11 protein-coding genes are annotated in these 21,662 nt (G+C 39.9%); 10 read left to right on the plus strand and 1 reads right to left on the minus strand.

Features of this window, described 5'->3' with window-relative positions:
- Positions 1 to 66 precede the first annotated feature (66 nt).
- A complete protein-coding gene (locus tag BLO34_RS03110; RefSeq protein WP_090756387.1) occupies positions 67 to 1,203 on the minus strand; it encodes a formylglycine-generating enzyme family protein in 1,137 nt (378 codons plus the stop codon).
- A gap of 62 nt (positions 1,204 to 1,265) precedes the next feature.
- On the opposite strand from BLO34_RS03110, the gene BLO34_RS03115 reads away from it, so the two are divergent.
- From BLO34_RS03115 to BLO34_RS03160, 10 genes are all read left to right on the plus strand, one after another.
- Positions 1,266 to 5,156: an ATP-binding protein gene (locus tag BLO34_RS03115; protein WP_157686640.1), complete on the plus strand. Its 3,891-nt coding sequence runs from the start codon at positions 1,266 to 1,268 to the stop codon at positions 5,154 to 5,156.
- 177 nt (positions 5,157 to 5,333) lie between these two features.
- Positions 5,334 to 8,504, plus strand: coding sequence for a SusC/RagA family TonB-linked outer membrane protein (locus BLO34_RS03120; RefSeq protein WP_090752506.1), 3,171 nt, complete (start codon positions 5,334 to 5,336; stop codon positions 8,502 to 8,504).
- Positions 8,505 to 8,515: 11 nt separating this feature from the next.
- Positions 8,516 to 10,057 (plus strand): RagB/SusD family nutrient uptake outer membrane protein, encoded by a 1,542-nt coding sequence (locus BLO34_RS03125; protein ID WP_090752507.1) that lies wholly within the window; start codon positions 8,516 to 8,518, stop codon positions 10,055 to 10,057.
- 12 nt (positions 10,058 to 10,069) lie between these two features.
- Entirely contained in the window at positions 10,070 to 12,475 is a 2,406-nt protein-coding gene (locus BLO34_RS03130; RefSeq protein WP_090752509.1) for a glycoside hydrolase family 3 N-terminal domain-containing protein, read from the plus strand.
- 5 nt (positions 12,476 to 12,480) lie between these two features.
- Positions 12,481 to 14,133, plus strand: a complete 1,653-nt coding sequence (locus tag BLO34_RS03135) for a sulfatase (RefSeq protein WP_090756388.1) — start codon at positions 12,481 to 12,483, stop codon at positions 14,131 to 14,133.
- 28 nt (positions 14,134 to 14,161) lie between these two features.
- Positions 14,162 to 15,742 carry a sulfatase gene (locus BLO34_RS03140; RefSeq protein ID WP_172823949.1) on the plus strand — a complete coding sequence of 527 codons (1,581 nt, stop codon included), beginning with the start codon at positions 14,162 to 14,164 and terminating at the stop codon, positions 15,740 to 15,742.
- A 98-nt stretch (positions 15,743 to 15,840) separates the two neighbouring features.
- A complete protein-coding gene (locus tag BLO34_RS03145) occupies positions 15,841 to 17,283 on the plus strand; it encodes a sulfatase (protein ID WP_090752513.1) in 1,443 nt (480 codons plus the stop codon).
- Positions 17,283 to 18,191 (plus strand): sialate O-acetylesterase, encoded by a 909-nt coding sequence (locus BLO34_RS03150; protein WP_172823950.1) that lies wholly within the window; start codon positions 17,283 to 17,285, stop codon positions 18,189 to 18,191. The genes BLO34_RS03145 and BLO34_RS03150 overlap by 1 nt, the downstream gene beginning before the upstream one ends.
- A 78-nt stretch (positions 18,192 to 18,269) precedes the next feature.
- Positions 18,270 to 20,063 (plus strand): alpha-L-fucosidase, encoded by a 1,794-nt coding sequence (locus BLO34_RS03155; protein WP_090752517.1) that lies wholly within the window; start codon positions 18,270 to 18,272, stop codon positions 20,061 to 20,063.
- Complete coding sequence (locus BLO34_RS03160) at positions 20,050 to 21,459, plus strand: sulfatase (RefSeq protein WP_090752519.1); 1,410 nt, start codon at positions 20,050 to 20,052, stop codon at positions 21,457 to 21,459. The genes BLO34_RS03155 and BLO34_RS03160 overlap by 14 nt, the downstream gene beginning before the upstream one ends.
- Positions 21,460 to 21,662 lie beyond the last annotated feature (203 nt).

Raw genomic sequence — 21,662 nt, forward strand, 5'->3', positions numbered from 1 at the left:
TGTTCCCATTTAATTAGACTTGCTAAAAATTACCTATGATTTTTTGTATAACAAAATTTGTAAGAACTACTTATTATAGGTCTTAAGCTCTTTTTCACCCACAACCGTCCTAAAGCCCAAGTGATCAGATCCAGAATCACGGCTGGTACTCATACGTGCTGAAATGCGGTAACTCGAGCAGTAAGATGCATGGCATAAATAGCTACCACCTTTCATAATCATTTCTACCTGATAAGGATTCTGCGGATTGTAATATTCTGTGGCACCTTGTGGATTGAATACGGGAGCACTGGTATTTAGAGTTTTGTAATAATTATCATTATAGGTATCACTGGTCCATTCCCAAACGTTACCGGACATATCATATATGCCTATTGAGTTTGCGGGAAAGGACTTTACAGGTGCGATATATTTAAAACCATCCTCACCTGTGTTTGAGGTTGGAAAAGTTCCATTCCACGTATTAGCGTTAGAAGAAAGTTCGCCGGCATCGTTACCCCAAGTATAGATGGCATTGTTATTATTACCCTGTGCGGCACGTTCCCACTCAGCTTCAGTAGGCAGTCTTCTATTTGCCCATTTGCAATAGGCGAGAGCATCTTCATAGGCAACATGTACTACTGGAAAATTATCCTTTTCTTCTATGTTACTATTGGGTCCGTAAGGATGTTTCCAATCTGCACCGGTTTGCCATTTCCACCACTGACCATAGTTCTGCATATTTACCACGGCGTCTACGTCCTTGTTAAATACCAGTGATCCAGGTTGGAGAATGCTATCTGCAGGTTTAGGCGTGCCTTCTGGCAAGTCTTTCTTCATTTCTTCCCAATCTATGGGTCGCTCTGCAATGGTGATGTAATTGGTCGCCTCTACGAAATCTCTGAATTCTGCATTTGTCACTTCGGTCTCATCTATAAAAAAACCATCAACACTAACTTGGTGTCCGGGCTTTTCTCTAGGCATTGCCATCCCATCAGCATCTTTAGCTCCTTGAACGAATGTCTTTCCAGAGACCCAAACCATTCCTTCAGGAGTTTCAAAGTCGGTAGGCTGTTCAATTAGTAATTCTTTCGTGCTGACCTCATTCAAGTCGGTTGTTTCAACTTGAGGATTTTTTTCCTTGCAGGCAACCAATGAAAAAAGAATAACCAGTAGGCTAAATCGTTTTATTAAGATAACTTTAAGGGATTCTACGGATTTCATATTTTCACGCATTTATTACTGATTTATTCATAACAATTCCAGACAAAATTAGGTTTTATATTTTGAGAAACGTTTTTTACAGTTTTATCGTATCGTTTTTTGCCATGTGTTTTATATCTCAAGCGCAGACAACACTTGAATTTACCGCTTTGGATGGAAAATTTATGTCGTCACCATCGATTGTTTATGATATTGATCAAGATGATTTGGGCAATATTTGGATTGCAAGTGAAGAAGGTGTCCTGAAACACAATTCGGTTGATTTTGAGAACTACACTCCGTATAGCGGGATGTCTGGTGATCTTTCCAATAGGGTTACTAGTTTGCTTATATCAGATGAACAGCAAGTTCTTATTGGTACTGATAATGGTGCCGCCATCTATATTGAAGATGAGAACAGATTTCAAAGATTAAAAGTTCAAAATAACGATCGATTCAACATCGTTAAAAAAATTGTCTCAGGAGATGGCTACGCTTTACTCGCAGGTTACCAAGGAATTTACAAATGGAAAAAGGAAAGCAATGAGCTAATTAAGTTTATTGACATAGTAGATGTAGAAGATATTCTTGTCATGGATGATTTTCTTTATGTGATTATCAAAAATCAACTGATGGTATTTGATCTCGAAACCAAAAAAGCTCTAGCCGACTTTACTCTATCTAATAATGCTCGCTTCTCATCCATTGAAAAAGTAAATAATGCAGTTGCTGCTGGAACAAATGATGGAGAATTATTTCAAGTGCAATTCAATACAGGCCTTTCTGTACTCTCCTTGGGTAATTACGGATCGATGATCCGCGATGTGGTGGCAGCTCCAGGTGGAGGCTTTTATTTAGCCACGGACGGCCGTGGTATTATTAGACTTGATAATAATTACAAGATTCAGAAAATTTATCAAGATAATGATGACGATTCCTCGTCACTTTCTAGCAATGGTATTTATGATTTGCTAATTGACAATGCTGAGAATTTGTGGGTGGCTACTTATGGCGGTGGCGTCGTTACTACAGCTCGAGGGAATAAGATATTTACATCCATACAACATCAGTTTAATGATGATCAAAGTCTCAAGACAAATTTCACTCGAGCTTTACTTACAGATAAGTTCGGCAAAATTTGGTTCGGTACAAAGAAAGGATTGAGTATCTGGGATAGAAGTAAAGACTCCTGGCGACACATTGACTATTTGAAAAATTCAGAATCACGAGAGAGCACCATTGTCCTCTCATTAGAAGAACAAGATGATTGGGTATATGTGGGAACCTTTAATCAGGGATTATTTAAGATACATACCAGCAGCTATACTATCGAACCACTACCGCTTTTAAATTCCAGCGATGGCCGTGCTCCTAAGACCTATGCATTAACATCAACCGCTGATGGTTCATTATGGGCAGGTAATTTAAATATGCCAATGTTGCGTATTCAAGGTGATAAAATAATGCAAACCTATCCTTTAACAAATATAAAGTCCATTGTAGCATATGATAGTGATATTTATGTAACTGGAAGAACAGGCCTCCATAAGGTAAATACAATTACTAGTAAGATTGATTCCTTTAAAAAAATAGCTAACGGAAACGGAAAATGGAATTATACCTCGCTTAATAATACCGCATTTTGGAGAGATAAGATATTCATAGCAACAAATGGTTCTGGTATTTTAATTTATGATCAGAAAACTCAAGAAGTGGATGCCATCACGACTGCAGATGGGTTGGGATCCAATATTGCTCAGTCCATTTTGAAATCTGAAAATGGAGAGTTCTGGGCAGGAACCACTAATGGAATTTCCCATATCATCATAGATGGGTCAGAAACCTTGGTTTACAATTATGATCAAAGCGATGGTCTTGCCAGTAACGAGTTTAATTATGGCAGTTACACAACTACTGGTCAAGGAGAATTTTTGTTCGGCGGTACAAAAGGTGTGGTGCTATTTCATCCCAAGGATGCGGTCACTCAGGCAAAAACACCAAATCTCATATTTGATCAATTGAAGATTTCCAATGAGGTTATTGCTCCAGGAGAAGCACCATTAACTCAAGGAATTAATCGAACCAAGCAATTACAGCTTGATGATGATCAAAATGCATTGGAAATAAGTTTTGTTGGGATTTTGCATGGTTCACAGGAACAAGTAAAATACTCTTACTACCTCGATGGTTTTGATAAGAAATGGTCAGATACCACACGACAGAATTTTGCCACTTATACTAACTTGAATCCTGACAAATATACCTTTAGGGTCAAGGCATTTAATAAATATGGCCAGTCTAGTGAAGAGCAAACAATTCGATTTAATATTGACAAGCCGTGGTGGTCGACAAATCTTGCCATTGTATGCTATTTGTTGCTGTTGGTGGTTTTAGGTTATGTCGTTTACCATTTCATTCGCATTTTGGTCAGAAAACGAAACGCAGATCAGCAAATTGATTTCTTCAACAATATTACTCATGAGATTAAGACGCCGCTGGCAGTCTTGATGTCCTCACTGGATAGTGTTACCAATGAATTAGAGGAAAAGGATCAATCAAAAAAACGCATAAAGCGTACTGTTGAGCGAATCAATTCACTTTTTGAACAGTTGCTCAATTTTCATAAGGTTACTTCACAAAATAGTATTGAACAGCATCTTAAACAGTTTATCATTAAAGATCACATTGCAGCCTTACTGGAAGATTTTAAACCCATGATGAATGAGCGGGAACTTAATCTTTCTTACACTACTGCATTAGATGAGGAGCTGTTCCACCACGATAGGGATGTGATGGATAAAGTAATACGCAATATTATTTCAAATTCCATAAAGTACTCAAATGCAGGTGGTGTAATTGATGTTCACTTAAGTAATACTTCTAAGATGGACCTTCAGGTAGAGATTGCAGATCAAGGAATAGGTATACCTCAAGAACAGCAAAAATTTATTCTTCATAATTATTATAGAGCTCGTAATGCAGTTAACAGTCAACGTCCTGGGACTGGGCTGGGATTAGTAATGGTCAAAAAGCTGATTGAAAAAACGGGTGGTGCGATAGCCTTTGAGAGTGAGGAAAATGTGGGTACAAAATTTACCATTGTACTTAAGGATTATAAAGAGGCTTATCTTGAGAAAGAATCTCTAAAAAACACCATCATCAAAGAGGACGTATTGATAGATTCAGAAATCCAAGGTGAACTAACGGAATTTAGCAATGCAAAAATTCTCGTGGTAGAGGATAATGATGAGTTGCGCACCTTAATGGTCAACAATTTGAGTACCTATTTTCAAGTATATGATGCAGCAAATGGAAAACTGGGTCTTGAAATCGCTCACCAGGTATTTCCAGATCTTATCCTCACAGATTTAATTATGCCAGAGATGGATGGAATGGAAATGTCTAAATTGATGAAAGAGGATGTAAGCCTTAATCATATACCTATCTTCATGTTGACGGTACTGCAAAATTCCACTCAAAAATTAGACAGCCTTAAGAGCGGTATATCAGAATATATCGAGAAACCGGTCAATTATAAATTGATGCTGGCCAAAATCGTGAACACGCTCAAGTACCAACGCCAGCTCAGAAAAAGATTTACTAAGGAGAAGGATACCAACAATGCTGCTATATTTAAAAATCAGATTGATAAGGAGTTCCTGGAAGAACTGGACAAAAACATTCAAAACAACTTAGGCAATGATGAGTTTACCGTACACGACCTATCTGCCTCGATGGGAATGAGCCGTACATCGCTTTACATGAAACTCAAAAATCTTGTCGACCTTTCCCCACAGGATTACATCATTAATACAAAACTCAAGCTCGCCAAAAAATTATTGATTGAGTCTGATTTGAGTATCAAGGAAGTCGCATTTCAGAGTGGCTTCTCAAACCCTAAATACTTCAGCACATCCTTTAAAAAATTCTATGGGATGACGCCTTCTGGTTTTTTAGGAAGCATAAATAAGTAAAGTGGATGTTGGTATTTCGCTTTCGCGAAAGCGTGTTACTATAAATTTTTCTACAATATTTTCGTATAATTAAAACCTTGATATATAGTCAGTTGACAATAAGCAAACCTATTGTGACAACGCTTGCCCACGAAATATTAAGGAAAATTTTAGTTTTATCTCATCCAATAATCCATTATGAGAAAAGTTTTATACTATTTATTGTTCCTCTTACCATTGTTGGGACTAGGACAGCAAACAATCACAGGTAAGGTGGTCGATCAGGAAGATGAACCTTTGTTGGGAGCATCAGTTTCAGTGAAGGGAAGTACATCTGGTGTGGTAACTGATCTTGATGGAAATTTTGCTATAAGCGTTGAAGAAACGCCGGTGATCTTGTTGATTTCATATTTAGGGTATGAACCTAAGGAGGTCATTATTGAAAATGAACGTTATGTCAATGTATCACTAGAACCTAAAGCAGAAGGCTTGAACGCTGTTGTAGTCATAGGTTATGGAGAGGTGCAAAAAGGAGAACTCACGGGAGCTGTAGGAACGGTTAAACCCAGGCAAAATGCAGTGAATGCCAATAACTCTGTGGAAAGTTTGATTCAAGGACGAGTAGCAGGTGTACAGGTCCAGGCACAAGGTAATGAGCCAGGCGCACCATTATCAATCAAGATTCGTGGTCTCAATAGTTTGACGGGTAGCGGCGAACCATTATATGTCGTTGACGGGATCATTATCGATAGCGCGACTGAGGATACACTTGATCCACTATCTGGTGGGAGCAGCTATCTAGCACCGCAAGGCGGTATTGCAGGAGTTAATCCCAGAGATATTGAAAGTATAGAAGTACTGAAAGACGCTAGTGCCACCGCGATTTATGGTTCAAGAGGTTCCAATGGTGTCGTACTGATTACAACAAAAAAAGGAGTTGCTGGAAAGGCTAAATTCAGTTATGATACCACCACTACAATAGGTACGGTCACCAACGATATCGATGTTTTAAATTCAGATGATTATGTGAATTACATAAACGATACTAGAACCAATAGAGGTTTTGCTGACCCGACTTACTTTAGATATCCAGATGGATCGATTGCAAGATTTGAGCAGAGTGAGCAATTCTTGTTAGACAATTCTGCAACCATTGAGCGCTTGCAACCTGTGGACTGGAGTGATGACATCTATCGCACCACAATTTCAACAAATCATAGATTGTCAGCTCGCGGTGGTTCAGAAACCAGCAACTATTTCATTGCTGCAGGATTCCTGGAAACAGAAGGTGTTATTCCCAATGCATTTGCTCGCAGCACAGATTTTGTAGCAAACCTTACCAATGAACTTACTCCTAAGTTAAAATTGGACTCTAAGTTTGGAGCCACTTTTACTAAGAATTCCTCCTCAAAAGGGACTGACAATTTGGGAGGACTTAACAATAACATTATTAGACAGATTGTTTCTGGAGTACCGTTTTTAAACGATCAAGACAATAACGATGGTCTTGACAATGATGAAGCAGTTGATGGGCCACGTGCCTGGTTGAATGATTACGACGATTTGAGTGATGATCTTAGATTGCTAGGAGCGCTAACTGCCAATTATGAAATCAACGATATATTCACTTTCCAATCACGATTTGGTGCAGATTATAGATACAAACAACGCCAGGTATATTACGGGACATCCATAAGTCGTGGCGATCAGGCAAATGGTGAGGCAGGATTAAGTGAGTTGAAACGTTTTAGATACAACTTTGACAACACTCTTAGATTCAACAAGAAGTTCAACAGAAGTCATAAAATAAATGGTACCGCCGGTGTGGTCATTGACCAGAGCCAGATCGAGAGACTGTCAAATCAGGCTTCTAACTTCCCTGATCAAAGTCTACGAGCGGATGGTATTTCTACAGGTCAGGTATTCCAGCAACCATTTTTTGCCAAGGAAAGAGAGACGATACTATCGTTTTTGGGTCGTTTGAATTACACCTTAAACAATAAATACTTATTTACGGCAACTTATCGTGCTGACGGTAGTAGCAAATTTGTAGAAGGAGAAAGATTTGGTCATTTTCCATCTGTCGCCCTAGCTTGGAAAATGGATCGCGAGAAGTGGTTAAGAAAATCAGATGCTATCAGTAATTTAAAACTAAGGGCTAGTTATGGTTTTACAGGTAATCAAAGAATACTTAACTATCAATATTTAGCACCATATGGATCTACAGCATCACCTTATAGTGATGCTCGTAACGGTGCATTGATTGCACTAATTCCTGAAAATCTTGCAAATCGCGAACTCAATTGGGAAACTACAGAACAAATCAATCTGGGATTGGATTTTGGTTTTTATGATGAACGTGTGACTGGAAGTTTTGATATTTACAAAAAAGATATTAGAGACCTACTTCTCAACCTTCAGATACCACCATCCACTGGTTTTGAAACATACTTTGCTAATAATGGTGGATTGGAGAACCGTGGTATTGAATTTTCTATCAATGCAGACATAGTAGATAGTGAGGACTGGAAATGGAATGTTTATGGGAATATAGCTGCAGTAAAAAATAAAGTCACTGAATTGGGACGTCCTGCGGCTCAGTTTGGAACTGAATTCGCTCCAGGTTATGTAGGTGCTCAAATCTCAGGTGGTAACTATTTTAAGGTTCCTGCTAATATTTATTTGGAAGGTCGAGAAGCAGCACTATTCTATGGTTTTGCAATAGATGGTATTATATCTGATCAAGCAGAGCTAGATGCATCACCAGATTATAGAGGTGCCGCACCACAACTGGGCGATGTGAGATTGGTAGACCAAAATGGCGATGGCAATATTACTGATGAGGATTTAACTATTATAGGAAACCCAAATCCAGATTTCAATTATGGGTTTGGTTCTAGTGTTAGTTATAAAAACCTATCTCTTAGCTTCTTTTTCAATGGTGTCCAAGGCAATGATATTGCTAATGGGAATCTCTTGAGAGAAGCTTATGCAGATCAACTTAGCACTAATATTAGACCAGAAGCTTATTTCAACGCTTGGAGTCCTACAAATACTGACGGTACTTATCCAAGAGTAGGTTACGATCTGGCTGCTGACACTGGCTTTACTGATCGTATCGTTGAGGATGGTAGTTTCTTAAGGTTATCGTATATCACTTTAGGTTACAACTTGCCTACAGAGAATAGCAAGTTCATTGATGCTGCCTACTTATCTATATCGGGTCAAAACCTACTACTCTTTACTAATTATTCAGGATTTGACCCTGAGGTCAACAGCTTTGCTTTTGACCCAGGAAGACGAGGTATTGATTGGAATTCATTTCCCAACCAAAGGTCTTTTGCTTTTTCCTTGAACCTATCATTTTAAAATAAATCGCAATGAAAAGTATTATAAAATTATTCGGTCTTACGCTTTTATTATTAGGCATAACGGGCTGTGAAGATAGTCTGGAAGAAGAACCAGACACACTTTTTAGGCAAGAACAAATATTTGCAACAGAACAAGGTCTTGAAGCTGCGGTGAATGGACTGTATCAAAGCATGGCAGATGGCGATTACCACGGTAGTTCTGTTCATGGATTACTTATGCCAGTTTCTGGAAAGTTTTATTCAAGTCAAGGAGCGAGTAGCGATGCGAGTAGTCTCAATACGCTACCTAATAACACCTGGATAGAAAGAATCTGGCCACAAATGTACCGTACCATCAACGTGGCAAATGAGATTATTGCTCAATTAGAGCTTGGATCAGAACTAGCTAATAGAGATGTAGCTTTAGGCCAGGCCTATTTTGTACGAGCTGCTACTTATTTTGATTTGGTTCGTTTGTTCGGCTCTGTTCCCTTAAAAGTTGAACCATCAACTTCAGAAACGCTGAATGCACCACGCGCTCCAAAATCTGATGTTTATAACCTAATAATTTCAGATTTTGAGCAGGCGAAAATCTTGCTACCTGCATTAGGATCTCAAACTATTGGCAGACCGGCTAAACCTGCTGCTTTTGCCTATCTGGGAAAAGTCTACATGCAGCTCGCTGGTGAAGATGGAGGTGATCCAACGTTATGGCAAAATGCTTTTGACGAAACAATTGAGGTTTATCAAAAATATTCCTTGGCACCAACACATGCAATACTGTTTGAAGATCTGGAACAAAATTCGGTAGAATCCATATTTGAAATTCAGTACGGACAGAATGGAGCCGTTCGTAATTCTGATGTGATTAGGTTTTATACTCCTAATGGATATTTTGAAAACTTTGATACGTTTGGTCGTGTACGTCCCAACAAGGAGGTTTATACCCAACACGTAACGCAATATCCTGATGATCCACGATTAGAGTCCACATTTATTGCTGGTTCTTACCAACGTTATAATAGCAACCGTATGGAATTTCAGGAAAGAACCATTTATCCTAATAGAACTAATGGAAACGATGGTTTCCCGGTATTGAAAAAATACATTGACCCAGATTTCAACGGTGCTACTACAAGTAGAAACTTTCTAAAATTTAGGTATGCAGATGTATTATTAATGCTTGCAGAGATAGAAAACGAGCTCAATGGTCCTGACAATGCTTATCAGTACGTGAATGAGGTTTTAGATAGAGCTAGAAATTCAAGTTCACCAGCAGCTACAGAACCAGCAGATTTTGCCGCTTTTACACAAGATGAATTTAGAACTAGAATTCTACGTGAACGTCAGTATGAAATGTTGGGCGAAGGACACATCTGGTTTGATACAAGACGCCGTGGTTATGATTATTTCTTGGAAGAGGTTGTTCAAACCCATAATAATTTTGATAACCTAGGAAACCAAGACTTTATCTATCCAACTGATCGTAAAAATATGTTGCTTCCCATAGCATCCTCAGAAATCAACGGTAATCAATTAATAGATCAATCTGATCAAAACCCTGGATATTAAAACCTTTTCCCAATGATTAAAATAACAAAACAAGACATTGATATTTTTATAACAGGCCTAGCATTTTTAGTATTACTAGTGGCGTGTAAACCAGTAGAATCTGCAACCGTCAATAGTAACTCAAGTAGTTCTTCCGCTGCAAATTATTCTTATAAAGATGCAAATGCGCCGGTTAATGCTCGTATCGATGACCTAATGTCAAAAATGACGTTGGAGGATAAGGTGTATCAAATGTGTCAGTACGTTGGCCTTGAACACATGAAGCATGCAGAAGCTAAGTTGACTCCTGAAGAATTGGAAAAAAGTGACGCTCTAGGATTTTATCCTGGTGTTCGCAGTGATAGTGTTGCTAGACTTACTGAAGCTGGCCATATTGGGTCTTTCCTGCACGTAGTAACCGCAGAGGAAGCTAACTACCTGCAGGGACTTGCTCAAAAATCGCCTTTACAGATTCCTTTACTGATTGGTATCGATGCTATTCATGGTAACGGATTGGTAAGTGGTTCAACCATTTATCCATCACCTATTTCACAAGCTGCTACCTTTGCAGATGATCTTGTAAAAGAAGGTAGCCGTCAAACAGCAGCAGAGATGAGAGCTAGTGGTATGCACTGGTCGTTCACTCCTAATATTGATGTGTTGCGTGATCCACGTTGGGGACGTACTGGTGAGACCTATGGAGAAGATCCATACCTCGTTGGGAATATGGGAATCGCTACTATTAGTGGTATGCAGTCAGATGATTTTTCAGGAGATGACAACGTCATTGCCTGTGCAAAACACCTGATTGCGGGAAGTTCATCCATAAATGGTTTGAACGCTTCTCCGACAGACGTTTCAAAACGTACCCTTTTTGAAATTTTTCTTCCTCCATACCGCCGTGCCGTTCAAGAGGCAAACGTCTTTAGTATCATGGCCGCCCATAATGAGGTTGCCGGTATGCCTGGACATATGGACAAGTTTATGATGACAGATTTAATGCGCGACCGTTGGAACTTTGATGGTTTCTATGTGAGCGACTGGAACGATGTTTCCCGTATTGACATCTGGCACCACGTTGCTAAGGACTTCAAGCAAGCCGTAGAATTTTCTGTAGGCGCGGGAATGGATATGAATATGCACGGGCCGCTTTTTGACAAGCACGTGATCGCTTTAGTCAATGAAGGAAAACTTTCTGAGGATCGTGTAGATGAAGCGTGCCGTAAGATCTTGGAAGTGAAATTCAAAATGGGATTATTTGAAAACCCTTATGTAGAAGAAGAGAATGTTCAAGAGATCACTTTCGCGAAAGCGCACCAGCAAAACGCTCTTGAACAAGCAAGAAGATCTATTGTCCTACTTAAAAACGATAAGAACATCCTACCATTGAAATCCAGCGGAAAGATTTTCATCACAGGACCTAATGCTGACAATCAAACAACTTTGGGAGATTGGGTTTCGCCTCAACCCGAAGAGAATGTGGTTACCATGTATGAAGGCATAAAGGAAATAGGTGAGGCGAACGGTTATATCGTAGATTACTTTGATAGTGGTGACCGCAGTAAGGAAATTACAGATAGCAACATTGACAAAGCTGCAGATATGGCTGCAGATGCAGATATGACCATTCTGGTATTGGGAGAGAATTCATTCCGTCACGACTGGCCGCGTAAAACTACCGGTGAGAATATCGACCGTGCAACGCTCAAGCTTTCTGGAAACCAGATGAAACTTGCAGATAAGATTCTTGATACCGGTAAACCTGTAATTGTAGTTTATGTGTCTGGAAGCCCTATTGCAGAACCAGAACTGGAGCAACGCGCCAGCGCTGTTTTGAACACTTGGGAAAGTGGAGCTTTTGCCGGAACAGCAACTGCTGAAATACTCTTCGGGCAGGTAAATCCTTCAGGTAAATTGCCATTGACGATTCCACGCAGTGTTGGACAGTTGCAGATGGTCTACAATCACAAGCCTACAGCCTATATCCACAAGTATAATACAGAGAAAAAAACGCCCTTGCACCGTTTTGGATACGGTATGAGTTATACCAAATTTGAGATAGGAGCACCTAGATTGTCTAATTCCGCTTTCGCGAAAGCGGACGATGTCATCACGGTAAATGTAGATATTACAAACACAGGAACTATGGACGGCGAGGAAGTTGTCCAAGTTTACATCAATGATGCGATGAGCTCTTTTACAAGACCTGTTAAAGAACTCAAGGGTTATAAAAGAGTGGCTCTAAAAGCTGGAGAAACTAAAACTGTACAAATCGAACTGGATGCAGAAGCATTTGCATTCTATGATAGAGATTACAATTTTGTTATCGAGCCTGGAGATTTTACCATCATGGTAGGAAACAGTAGTAACGACAAAGACTTGAAGACTACGACGGTCACAGCTTCCCAACTGATCACTCTAGAAAAAGCTAATTCATAATGAAGATGAAAACATTTTATATCGCCATAACAGGTATTTTTTGCCTTGCAATGACAGGTTGTAAGAGTAATTCAGAAAAAATGTCTCAAGACCTAGCTGTTGCACAAACAGAGCCAGTTGAAATCAAGAGACCTAACATCATCTACATTATGGCAGATGATTTGACTACCCAAGCCATTAGTGCTTATGGTGGTATTTACAAAGACATCGCACCTACACCAAATATTGACAGGTTAGCTAATGAAGGGATGATCTTTCAGGATGCTATTTGTACTAATGCGATCTGTGGACCCAGTCGGGCAGCCATCCTAACGGGTAATTACAGCAATCGCAATGGTTACTACAAGAATGAAAGCGGTGGTAAGTTTGATGAAACCCAATGGACGTTCCCACAGGAGTTTCAGGATGCCGGTTATCAGACATCGCTTTTTGGAAAATGGCACCTAGGAACAGAACCACAGGGATTTGATACGTTCAAATACCATAACAGTGCTGGCCAGCAGGGTCACTATTGGGATCCTTTGTATAATATGAATGGAACAGACACCAAAACAGAAGGCTATTCCACCAACTTAAGTACCGACTTTGCCATGCAATGGTTGCAGGAAGAGCGTAAGCAAGACGATCCATTCTTGATGGTGTTACAATACAAGGCGCCACACAGACCGTGGCAACCAGATGAGAAATATGAAGATTTATGGGAAGATATAGAAATGCCATACCCATCAACCTTCAACGATGATTATGATGGGCGTGAACTAACAGCTGGCGATACTGAAATGACGATGGAACATTTTTCCCGTCGTGATATGAAATTTGAAGAGCCCGAAAATCTTAAAGGAAAGGAAAAGATTCAATGGGCATTTTATGGTGCTAAGAATGACGAAATCGTACAGCCAGAAGGAATGAGCGATGAGGAAGGTCGCAAATGGAGGTACCAGACTTACATCAAGGATTACCTAGCTTGTGTAAAATCTGTAGATGATAATATAGGTCGTGTCCTCAATTATTTGGATGAGAACAATCTTGCTGATAATACAATCATAGTTTTGACTTCTGATCAAGGATTTTACCTAGGTGAACACGGCTTTTTTGACAAGCGATTTATTTATGAGGAGAGCGTACGCATGCCTTTCATCATGAAATATCCAGGCTATGCAAAACCAGGCAGTGTTAGCAACGATGTAGTCGCTAACATTGATTTTGCTCCTACCTTATTGGATGTTGCAGGAATCGAGACCGATCAACCTATGCACGGTAAGAGTTTCAAAACCTTATTAAGAGGTGAAACTCCGGACGACTGGCAACAAGCAACATACTACCATTACTATGAGTGGCCATACTGGCACCATGTACAACCGCACTATGGTATTAGAACGCAGAAGTTTACTCTCGCGCATTTTTATTACAACATTGATGTATGGGAACTCTATGATCTAGAAAAGGATCCTGAGCAGATGAATAACATCATTGACGATCCAGCCTATGCGGATACTGTTACACGATTGAAGAGCGAACTTAAGGACTTGATGGCTAAATACGAGAACGACAGAACGTTGGAAGACTTCCGTGAGATAACAGATAAGGATTTTGGCTCGATTGTAGATATTAAGGATAGTGAGACCAGCGTACAAGATGTACTTACCGGTGATAACTAACGAACACTTTGAAAAAACAAAACCCAGTATGAAACCTATCCTTAAACTAGTTGCGGTATTTTTTGCAGCAATATTTGCTGGGTGCAACGCCCAACAGGTGTTCGCTCAGGAAAGTTCTTCATCAAGCGATCAAAAGAACATTCTTTTTATTGCTGTTGATGATTTGAAACCACTGCTTTCCAACTACGGTGAATCCCAAATGGTAACGCCTAATTTTGACCGTTTGGCAAAAATGGGAGTCACATTTACCAACGCACACGTGCAGTATGCCGTTTGTGGACCGTCCAGGGCTAGTGTAATGACGGGAACAAATCCCGATAGAACAAAGGTTTGGGACTTGCATACAGATTTTCGCGAGAGTGCTCCAGATCTTGTGTCGATGCCAGAATATTTGATATCTCAAGGCTATGCCACCACCGCGGTAGGTAAGATATATCACAAGGGTTCATCTGCGCCAGGTCACGATGGTAAGAGCTGGTCCATTGATTACACCTTACCAGATAATTACCCAGAAGCTTACGGTGAACCTCTGTTTAGCTATTATCAGGACCCTGAAAATAAGATGAAGTATGAGGCTATCTTAAAGGAAGCAGAAGCAAAGGGAATCAAGAGAAATGGAAAACTGCGCAATTTTGCTTTCAAAAAATTCAAGCCTTCTACAGAAGGTGCTGATGTCCCAGACAATGCTTATCAGGATGGTTTGTATACGCAAACAGCACTGGCTAAAATCAATCAGTTAGAAGAAGGTGATAAACCTTGGTTTTTAGGAGTTGGTTTTCAAAAGCCGCACCTACCGTTTGTAGCTCCCAAAAAATACTGGGATTTGTACGATCGTGATGAGATTGAATTGGCAGCGTTTCAACAGCTATCTGAAGGCACGCCTGAGTTTGCGTTTCACTCTTTTGGTGAGTTAAGAGCATTTTCTGACATTAACAATAAGTTGCGTCAAGGCGATGTGTTACCAGAAGAAAAACAGCGTGAACTAATACACGGTTACATGGCTTGTATTTCCTATATCGATGCCCAGCTGGGCAAGTTGTTGGACGAGCTCGATGCCCGTAAAATTACAGACGATACCGTTATCGTTCTTTGGGGTGACCACGGTTTCCACTTAGGTGACCATACAGAATGGTGCAAACACTCCAATTTTGAACAGGCAACCCGCATTCCATTTATGTTTGCAGGTCCTGGCGTTCAAAAAGATAAAATGGAGTCAACTCCAGTGAATCTTGTCGATTTGTTCCCAACCGTATTTGAATTGGCTGGCGTTCAACAATCTACTCAAACGGATGGTAAATCATTGGCTCCATTGCTTGATGAAGATCCACAGACTCAAATAGGTGTCGATTATGCCTATTTCCAGTACCGACGTGGCAATAGAATGGGCTATGGCATACGCACAGATCGTTACAGATATACAGAATGGCTGGGCGACAACTGGCGCAGTACACAAACTTATGATGCAGACCTTATCCAGGGAAGAGAACTATATGACTATAAGTTAGATCCTTTGGAAACCAAAAATTTTGCAAAGGACGATGCATACAAAGCCGTTATGAAAGATTTGAGGGAGCGTTTGCTATCACATTTGGCAAACGGTAAAAAGTAACTTGTTCTAGATCGGTTTGCTTATCGTCAGGAAATTATAGTGCAGTTTGTTGGTAATAATTTCGCTTTCGCGAAAGCGGAACATTTAAAAATATTTCTATGAAAAATTTATGGTCATTGCTTATTCTTGCCTTGGTTGCAAGTAGTTCCTACGCTCAAGAAAAACCCAACATCTTGATCATTCATACAGATGATTTAGGGTACCACGATTTGAGCCTTACCGGTTCAGAATTGTACGATACGCCCAATATTGATGGATTGGCAAAGAAATCAGTTCAATTTACTAATGCGTATAGTTCTTACCCGCGATGTACACCATCGCGCTATGCGATGATGACAGGAACCTATCCTGTTAATGAGGACAAAGGATATTTGGGTGGTATTTCAGATGATAAAAATATGGTCAAGCAATTTAATAAGGCTGGCTACAACACCGGGTTTATTGGCAAATGGCATTTAGGAGAGAATGAAAGTGATCCTAAAGGTTTCGGTTATGATTATTCCTATGCCGCTGGAAGAGCTGGTGGTGTAGGCCAGCGATACTATCCATTCAATACTCAAAAAAATGGTAAGGAGGCAAAGGAAATTGTTCCTGATGTTGAAGAAGATAGCCAGGAAGGTGATTATATAAGCGATGTGATGACGGGTGCTACCATTGATTTTATTAAGAACAATACTGGTAAGCAGCCATTTTTAGCCGTGTTGTCATTTTATGCCGTCCATACACCGCTAGAGGCGAAAAAGGAAGATAAGCAAAGGAATAAAAAGCAACTGGAATCGATGACTTTTGAAGGTCCAGATTTCTTACCACAAGGTGAAGGTAGAAACAAGCAACATCAAGATGATGCAGACTATGCCGGTATGGTAGAGAACGTGGATGAGAACGTAGGGAAGTTGTTAAAAACGCTCAAGGATTTAGGTATAGATAAAAACACTATCGTCGTTTTTTCCAGCGATCATGGTGGTCTTTCCAATGATGGAAACAAAAGAGAACGAGAACTAGCCACTTCAAACCTACCGCTCAAAGCAGGTAAGGGATGGTTATATGAAGGCGGAATTAGAGTGCCGTTATTTGTAAAATGGGCAGATCAATTAGAGCCTAGAGTTGACCAACAATCCATAATTGTTGGAATGGATATTTTTCCAACATTGATGGATCTAGCCATTGATCAAAAAATAGATGGTATTGACGGGAAGAGTTTTGAGCCGGTGTTGAGAGCAGACGACACCTGGGACGAACGTACTGTTTTCTGGCATTCCAATAAAGCTAGACCGCACTCTACAGGTGATTCAAAGATGAGCGTGGTGAGATCTGGCGATTACAAGTTGGTCATGTACAATAAGGAAAATCGCACTGAACTTTACAACCTTAAAGAAGATATAAGCGAGCAAAATGATCTGTCTGCCACGATGCCCGGAAAAGCACAGGAACTTACCAAAACATTGAAAGCTTGGAAAAGAGAATATCTAGTACCTGAAAAAATGGATATGTGGAAGAGCCACCGTACGGAGATGAAAGCTAAAAAGAAGAAAAAGAAGTAGTGAACTTCAATCTTGTATTCAGAAATGTTTTAATCTTATGCTGCCTGATAGCTACCATATTAATGGATGCGCAAAATCTGCAGCAAGTCCCTTTAAAAACAAAAGTTTTCCTACTCGCAGGGCAATCCAATATGGATGGTCGCGCAAAGGCTAGCGGATTATCTCAAGAAGATAAACTGCGACTCAAAGCTGCACAACGCAATGTTACGTTACATTACAACTTTGAAGAACGGAAACCGCTCGATACGACTAAGGTCGCGACTCATACCGCAAGAAAATTTGGTGCCGATTATCTCTTTGGGCCAGAATTTTTTTTTGGTATTGAGATGTCAGAGGAATATCCAGAGCATCAAATCGTACTTATTAAGCGAGCGCGTGGTGGTATGTCGCTTTACGGTGCTTGGAATCCAGACTGGACGCTAGAAAAAGCCACCGAAATCAAAGAAGAAAATCAGCCTAAACTCTATGGCGAATTTGTAAGCTATTCAAAGGATGTGCTCGCAAGTTTAAAAAAAGACAGCTATGAACTTTGTGGTATGCTGTGGGTTCAAGGAGAATCTGATAGTGGTAAGAAAGGTGGTTTAAAGCCTAGAAATGAATATCAGGAGAACCTAACCAATCTTATTCAACACGTACGCAAAGATTTTGATGCTCCCGAACTACCATTTCTAATGTTCCAAGTAGGAAATGGAAAAGTGGTAGAAGCTATGCAAAATGTATCCCGAGAAAACGCGAACGTTGTTCTAATACCACAAGAAAAAGATAAAGATTCCGATTTCTACTTTGAAAAAAATCCACCACCAGTTGGTCATTATGTAGCTCAAGCGATGAAGAAAATAGGTGTGTATTTTTTTCAATATTATCAAAAGGAATTTGTACAGAGATTCCCTGTATTCGAGGAGCACTAATAATTAATGCTCATCAACTGTGATCCACTTGAAATATCGACTTTAGTGGAAAATCACAGAATTTTAAAATGTTAGTGAATGAAACATATACTCGTAATATCAACATTAATATTGCTTTCATATAGCTCTCTTTATGCACAAAAAAACAGCTCCTATAAAAATCAGTGGCAGTTTCCCGCTCAGGATCCTGCCATGTATGTCACTGCCGATCAACAACGAGAACTATACGCTACAGATGCAGAAATGCAATGGTTCAAGGATGCAAAGTTGGGCATATTCGTTCATTGGGGACCAGCCCTATTGAAAACTAATGTCTTGAGTTGGGGAAGAAATGGAGAACGTCCTGGAGCTGGAAGAGCCGCCACTAATGGAGTTGAACCAGAAGTTTACGATAATCTCTACAAAAAGTTCAATCCTAAAAATTTTGATGCAGATCGGTGGATGCAACAAGTCAAGGATTGGGGCGCAGAATACATTGTATTCACAGCAAAGCATCACGATGGATTCGCCTTTTTTGATGCAAAGAATACGGAGTACGATATAATGAATACGCCTTATGGTAGAGATATTTGTAAGGAATTGGCAGATGCCGCTCATAAAGCTGGTGTTAAGCTATTCTGGTATTACTCACAACCAGACTGGACGCATCCAGATAATTTGAGAGAAAAACATTACCAAAATTATTTGCCCTATATGAAAGAACACGTGGAGCAGTTATTCACGGAATATGGCAAAATCGACGGTGTTTTTTGGGATCATTTGGCTACTAAGTATTGGCAATGGGACAGTTATAATGTCCTAAAAGATATGAAGAAATGGCAGCCTGGAATTGTTAGCAACGCACGAACCGGTTTTGGCTGGCCACTGGAAGATCGTGGCGATTATGACACACCAGAACAATCTCTGGGACCAGTAGATCATCATAGGTATTGGGAAGCCTGCCTAACAATGACTGATAAATGGCTTTACAGTCCTAAAGGTCCGATCAAACCTTATGAAACCGTTCTGGGTATGTTGATTCAAGTTGCGGGTAATGGAGGGAATCTTCTGTTAAATTTAGGGCCTAACGGCAAAGGTGAATTTGTTCAAAAAGAAGCTGATGAGGCCATAAAAGTCGGTCAATGGATCAAAAATTACTGCCACACCATTAAAAACACGCGTCGCGGCATCTACATTGGCGGTGATTACGGCGCCTCCACTCAGGTCGGGAAAAAATTATACATACACATATTACAGAAAGATGCTAACGCTGGTGCCTACATCGAGTTGCCTGAGCTTCCCACAGCTATAATTTCCGCAAGGGGAATTACTGATGGTTTTGAAAATTATAAAGTCGAGGATGGAAAGTTGGTTCTCGCTTTCGCGAAAGCGGAATTTGACAAAAATATAGACAACATTGTAGAATTGACCTTAGCCGAAGATCCTGCCAACTTTGAGCGTATAGAAACCTGGAAAGCCATACCCATCGAAAACAGCGAGTTTGTGGCAAGAGCATCTACTTTCACGAAAGCGAAAAACAAACCCAGTGCCATTTACAATGAGGATGGCAATGTATTTAGTGAAGGCATTCACTTAAAAGAATGGTGGGAACCTGCAAAAGACGACGCTGAACCTAGCTTGACATTGGATTTCAAGTCAGCTAAAGATATCAGAACTGTACTGTTGAGTGAAAATATGCGCTCGCATTGCGTGCGTGAGTTTATGCTTGAGGCAAAAGATTCCAACGGAAACTGGAATGAGATCTATCAGGGAAAAACGATAGGTGAAGGTTTACGAATCAAGCTCAATGGCAGTGCTATACACGGTCTGCGATTCCAACCAACGAAACATACTCAAACCATTCAAATAACCGCTTTCAATGCTTATGAATAATTTTTTCTTCATTCTAGCCTTGGTTAGTTCCTTGGTTTTAAATGCGCAGGACTCAAATCGCCCTAATGTCTTATTCATCTTAGCAGACGATCTAGGTATCAATGCATTAAACAGCTATGGTAACGAGCTGGTAGAATCACCCAATATAGACCAGCTGTTTGATGAAGGAATGCATTTCACAAACGGTTACAGCAATGATCCAACCTGTGCGCCAAGTCGTGCTTCTATATTATCAGGTCAATATGTACCACGACACAAAGTCTATCGTGTTGCTGATCGTTATAAAACAGACAAGAAAACGCTAGAGGCTATGAAATACCTACCCCCAGAAGTCAACCGAGTCCAAGGTTCTGGTACTGGAATGAGTCTGGAAAAAATCACAATTGCAGAAGCTTTCAAAGCAAATGGTTATGCGACGGCGGCTTACGGTAAGTGGCATCTGGGAAAAAATGATTTACAGATAACAAATCAAGGTTTTGATGAAGGGTTTGAAATGACAGGTCATTATGATTTTAAAACTTCGCCTCATCAGGATATGGACAAATCACGATTCTCGGCAGACGTGATTACTGAGAAGACAATTGAATTTATCAAAGAGTCCAAGGCTAAGGACCAACCATTCTTTGCTTACGTTCCGTTTTATCTGGTTCATAAACCTTTGGAACCTAAAGCAGAATACCTCAAGCATTTTAAGGGAAAACTAAAGGGAAATAAAGGAGTTGGTCCTGATGAAATAAAGGTTTTGGCGATGATCAAGAGTCTCGATGAAAGCGTTGGTCAATTGATACAAGCCTTAAAGGATTTGAATCTGGAAGATGATACAATCATCGTATTTACCAGCGATAACGGACACTACAAAACCGAAAGTGATATTTTCAATCAACCATATCGTGGCGTCAAAGGAGAAACCTTGGAAGGAGGAATCAGAGTGCCGTACATATTCAAATGGAAAGATAACATAGAAGCTGGATCATCATCCAAAGAACCGATTATTCACGTGGATATTTATCCTACAATTCTGGGATTAACCCAAACCAATCAACCTCAAAACTATATTCTTGATGGAGAGGATTTATCGCCAATTCTCTTGGGGGAATCAACCGAAACAGTTCGCGATGCATTAGTATGGGAATACACCAATTATGCACGCTGGAATGAAAAGAAGCAGGAGTTTGCTTCAAGTTGGGTAAACGTGATTCAAATGGACGGATTTAAAATGACGGAAGACGTGGAATCCGGTAATTACTACTTATATAATTTGACAACTGATCCTTATGAGACCAAAGAAGTTGCTGCCCAAATCCCAAAACAAATAGAAAAGCTCAAGAATAGATTAGCACAATGGAAAAACGAGGTTGGTTACGAGGAACCTCAATTAAATCCTGACCGTAAATAATAACTAGAAATCTGACAGTAAAAAGGAGTTTGCAAAGATAGAGTAATAGGCCTTGAGCAAAAAAAGTTATAGCTCCGTTTTATATAAATTTCATATTAAAGTCGATGAACAAACCTCTTAAGTCTTTCCTTAAACCTGATTCCTTAGGAATTTGATTTAATTGCAGGAGCTGGATGTTACTATTAATATCAACCACTCTATAT

Origin of the sequence: Nonlabens sp. Hel1_33_55, assembly GCF_900101765.1 — a bacterium.
Classification (GTDB): Bacteria; Bacteroidota; Bacteroidia; order Flavobacteriales; family Flavobacteriaceae; genus Nonlabens.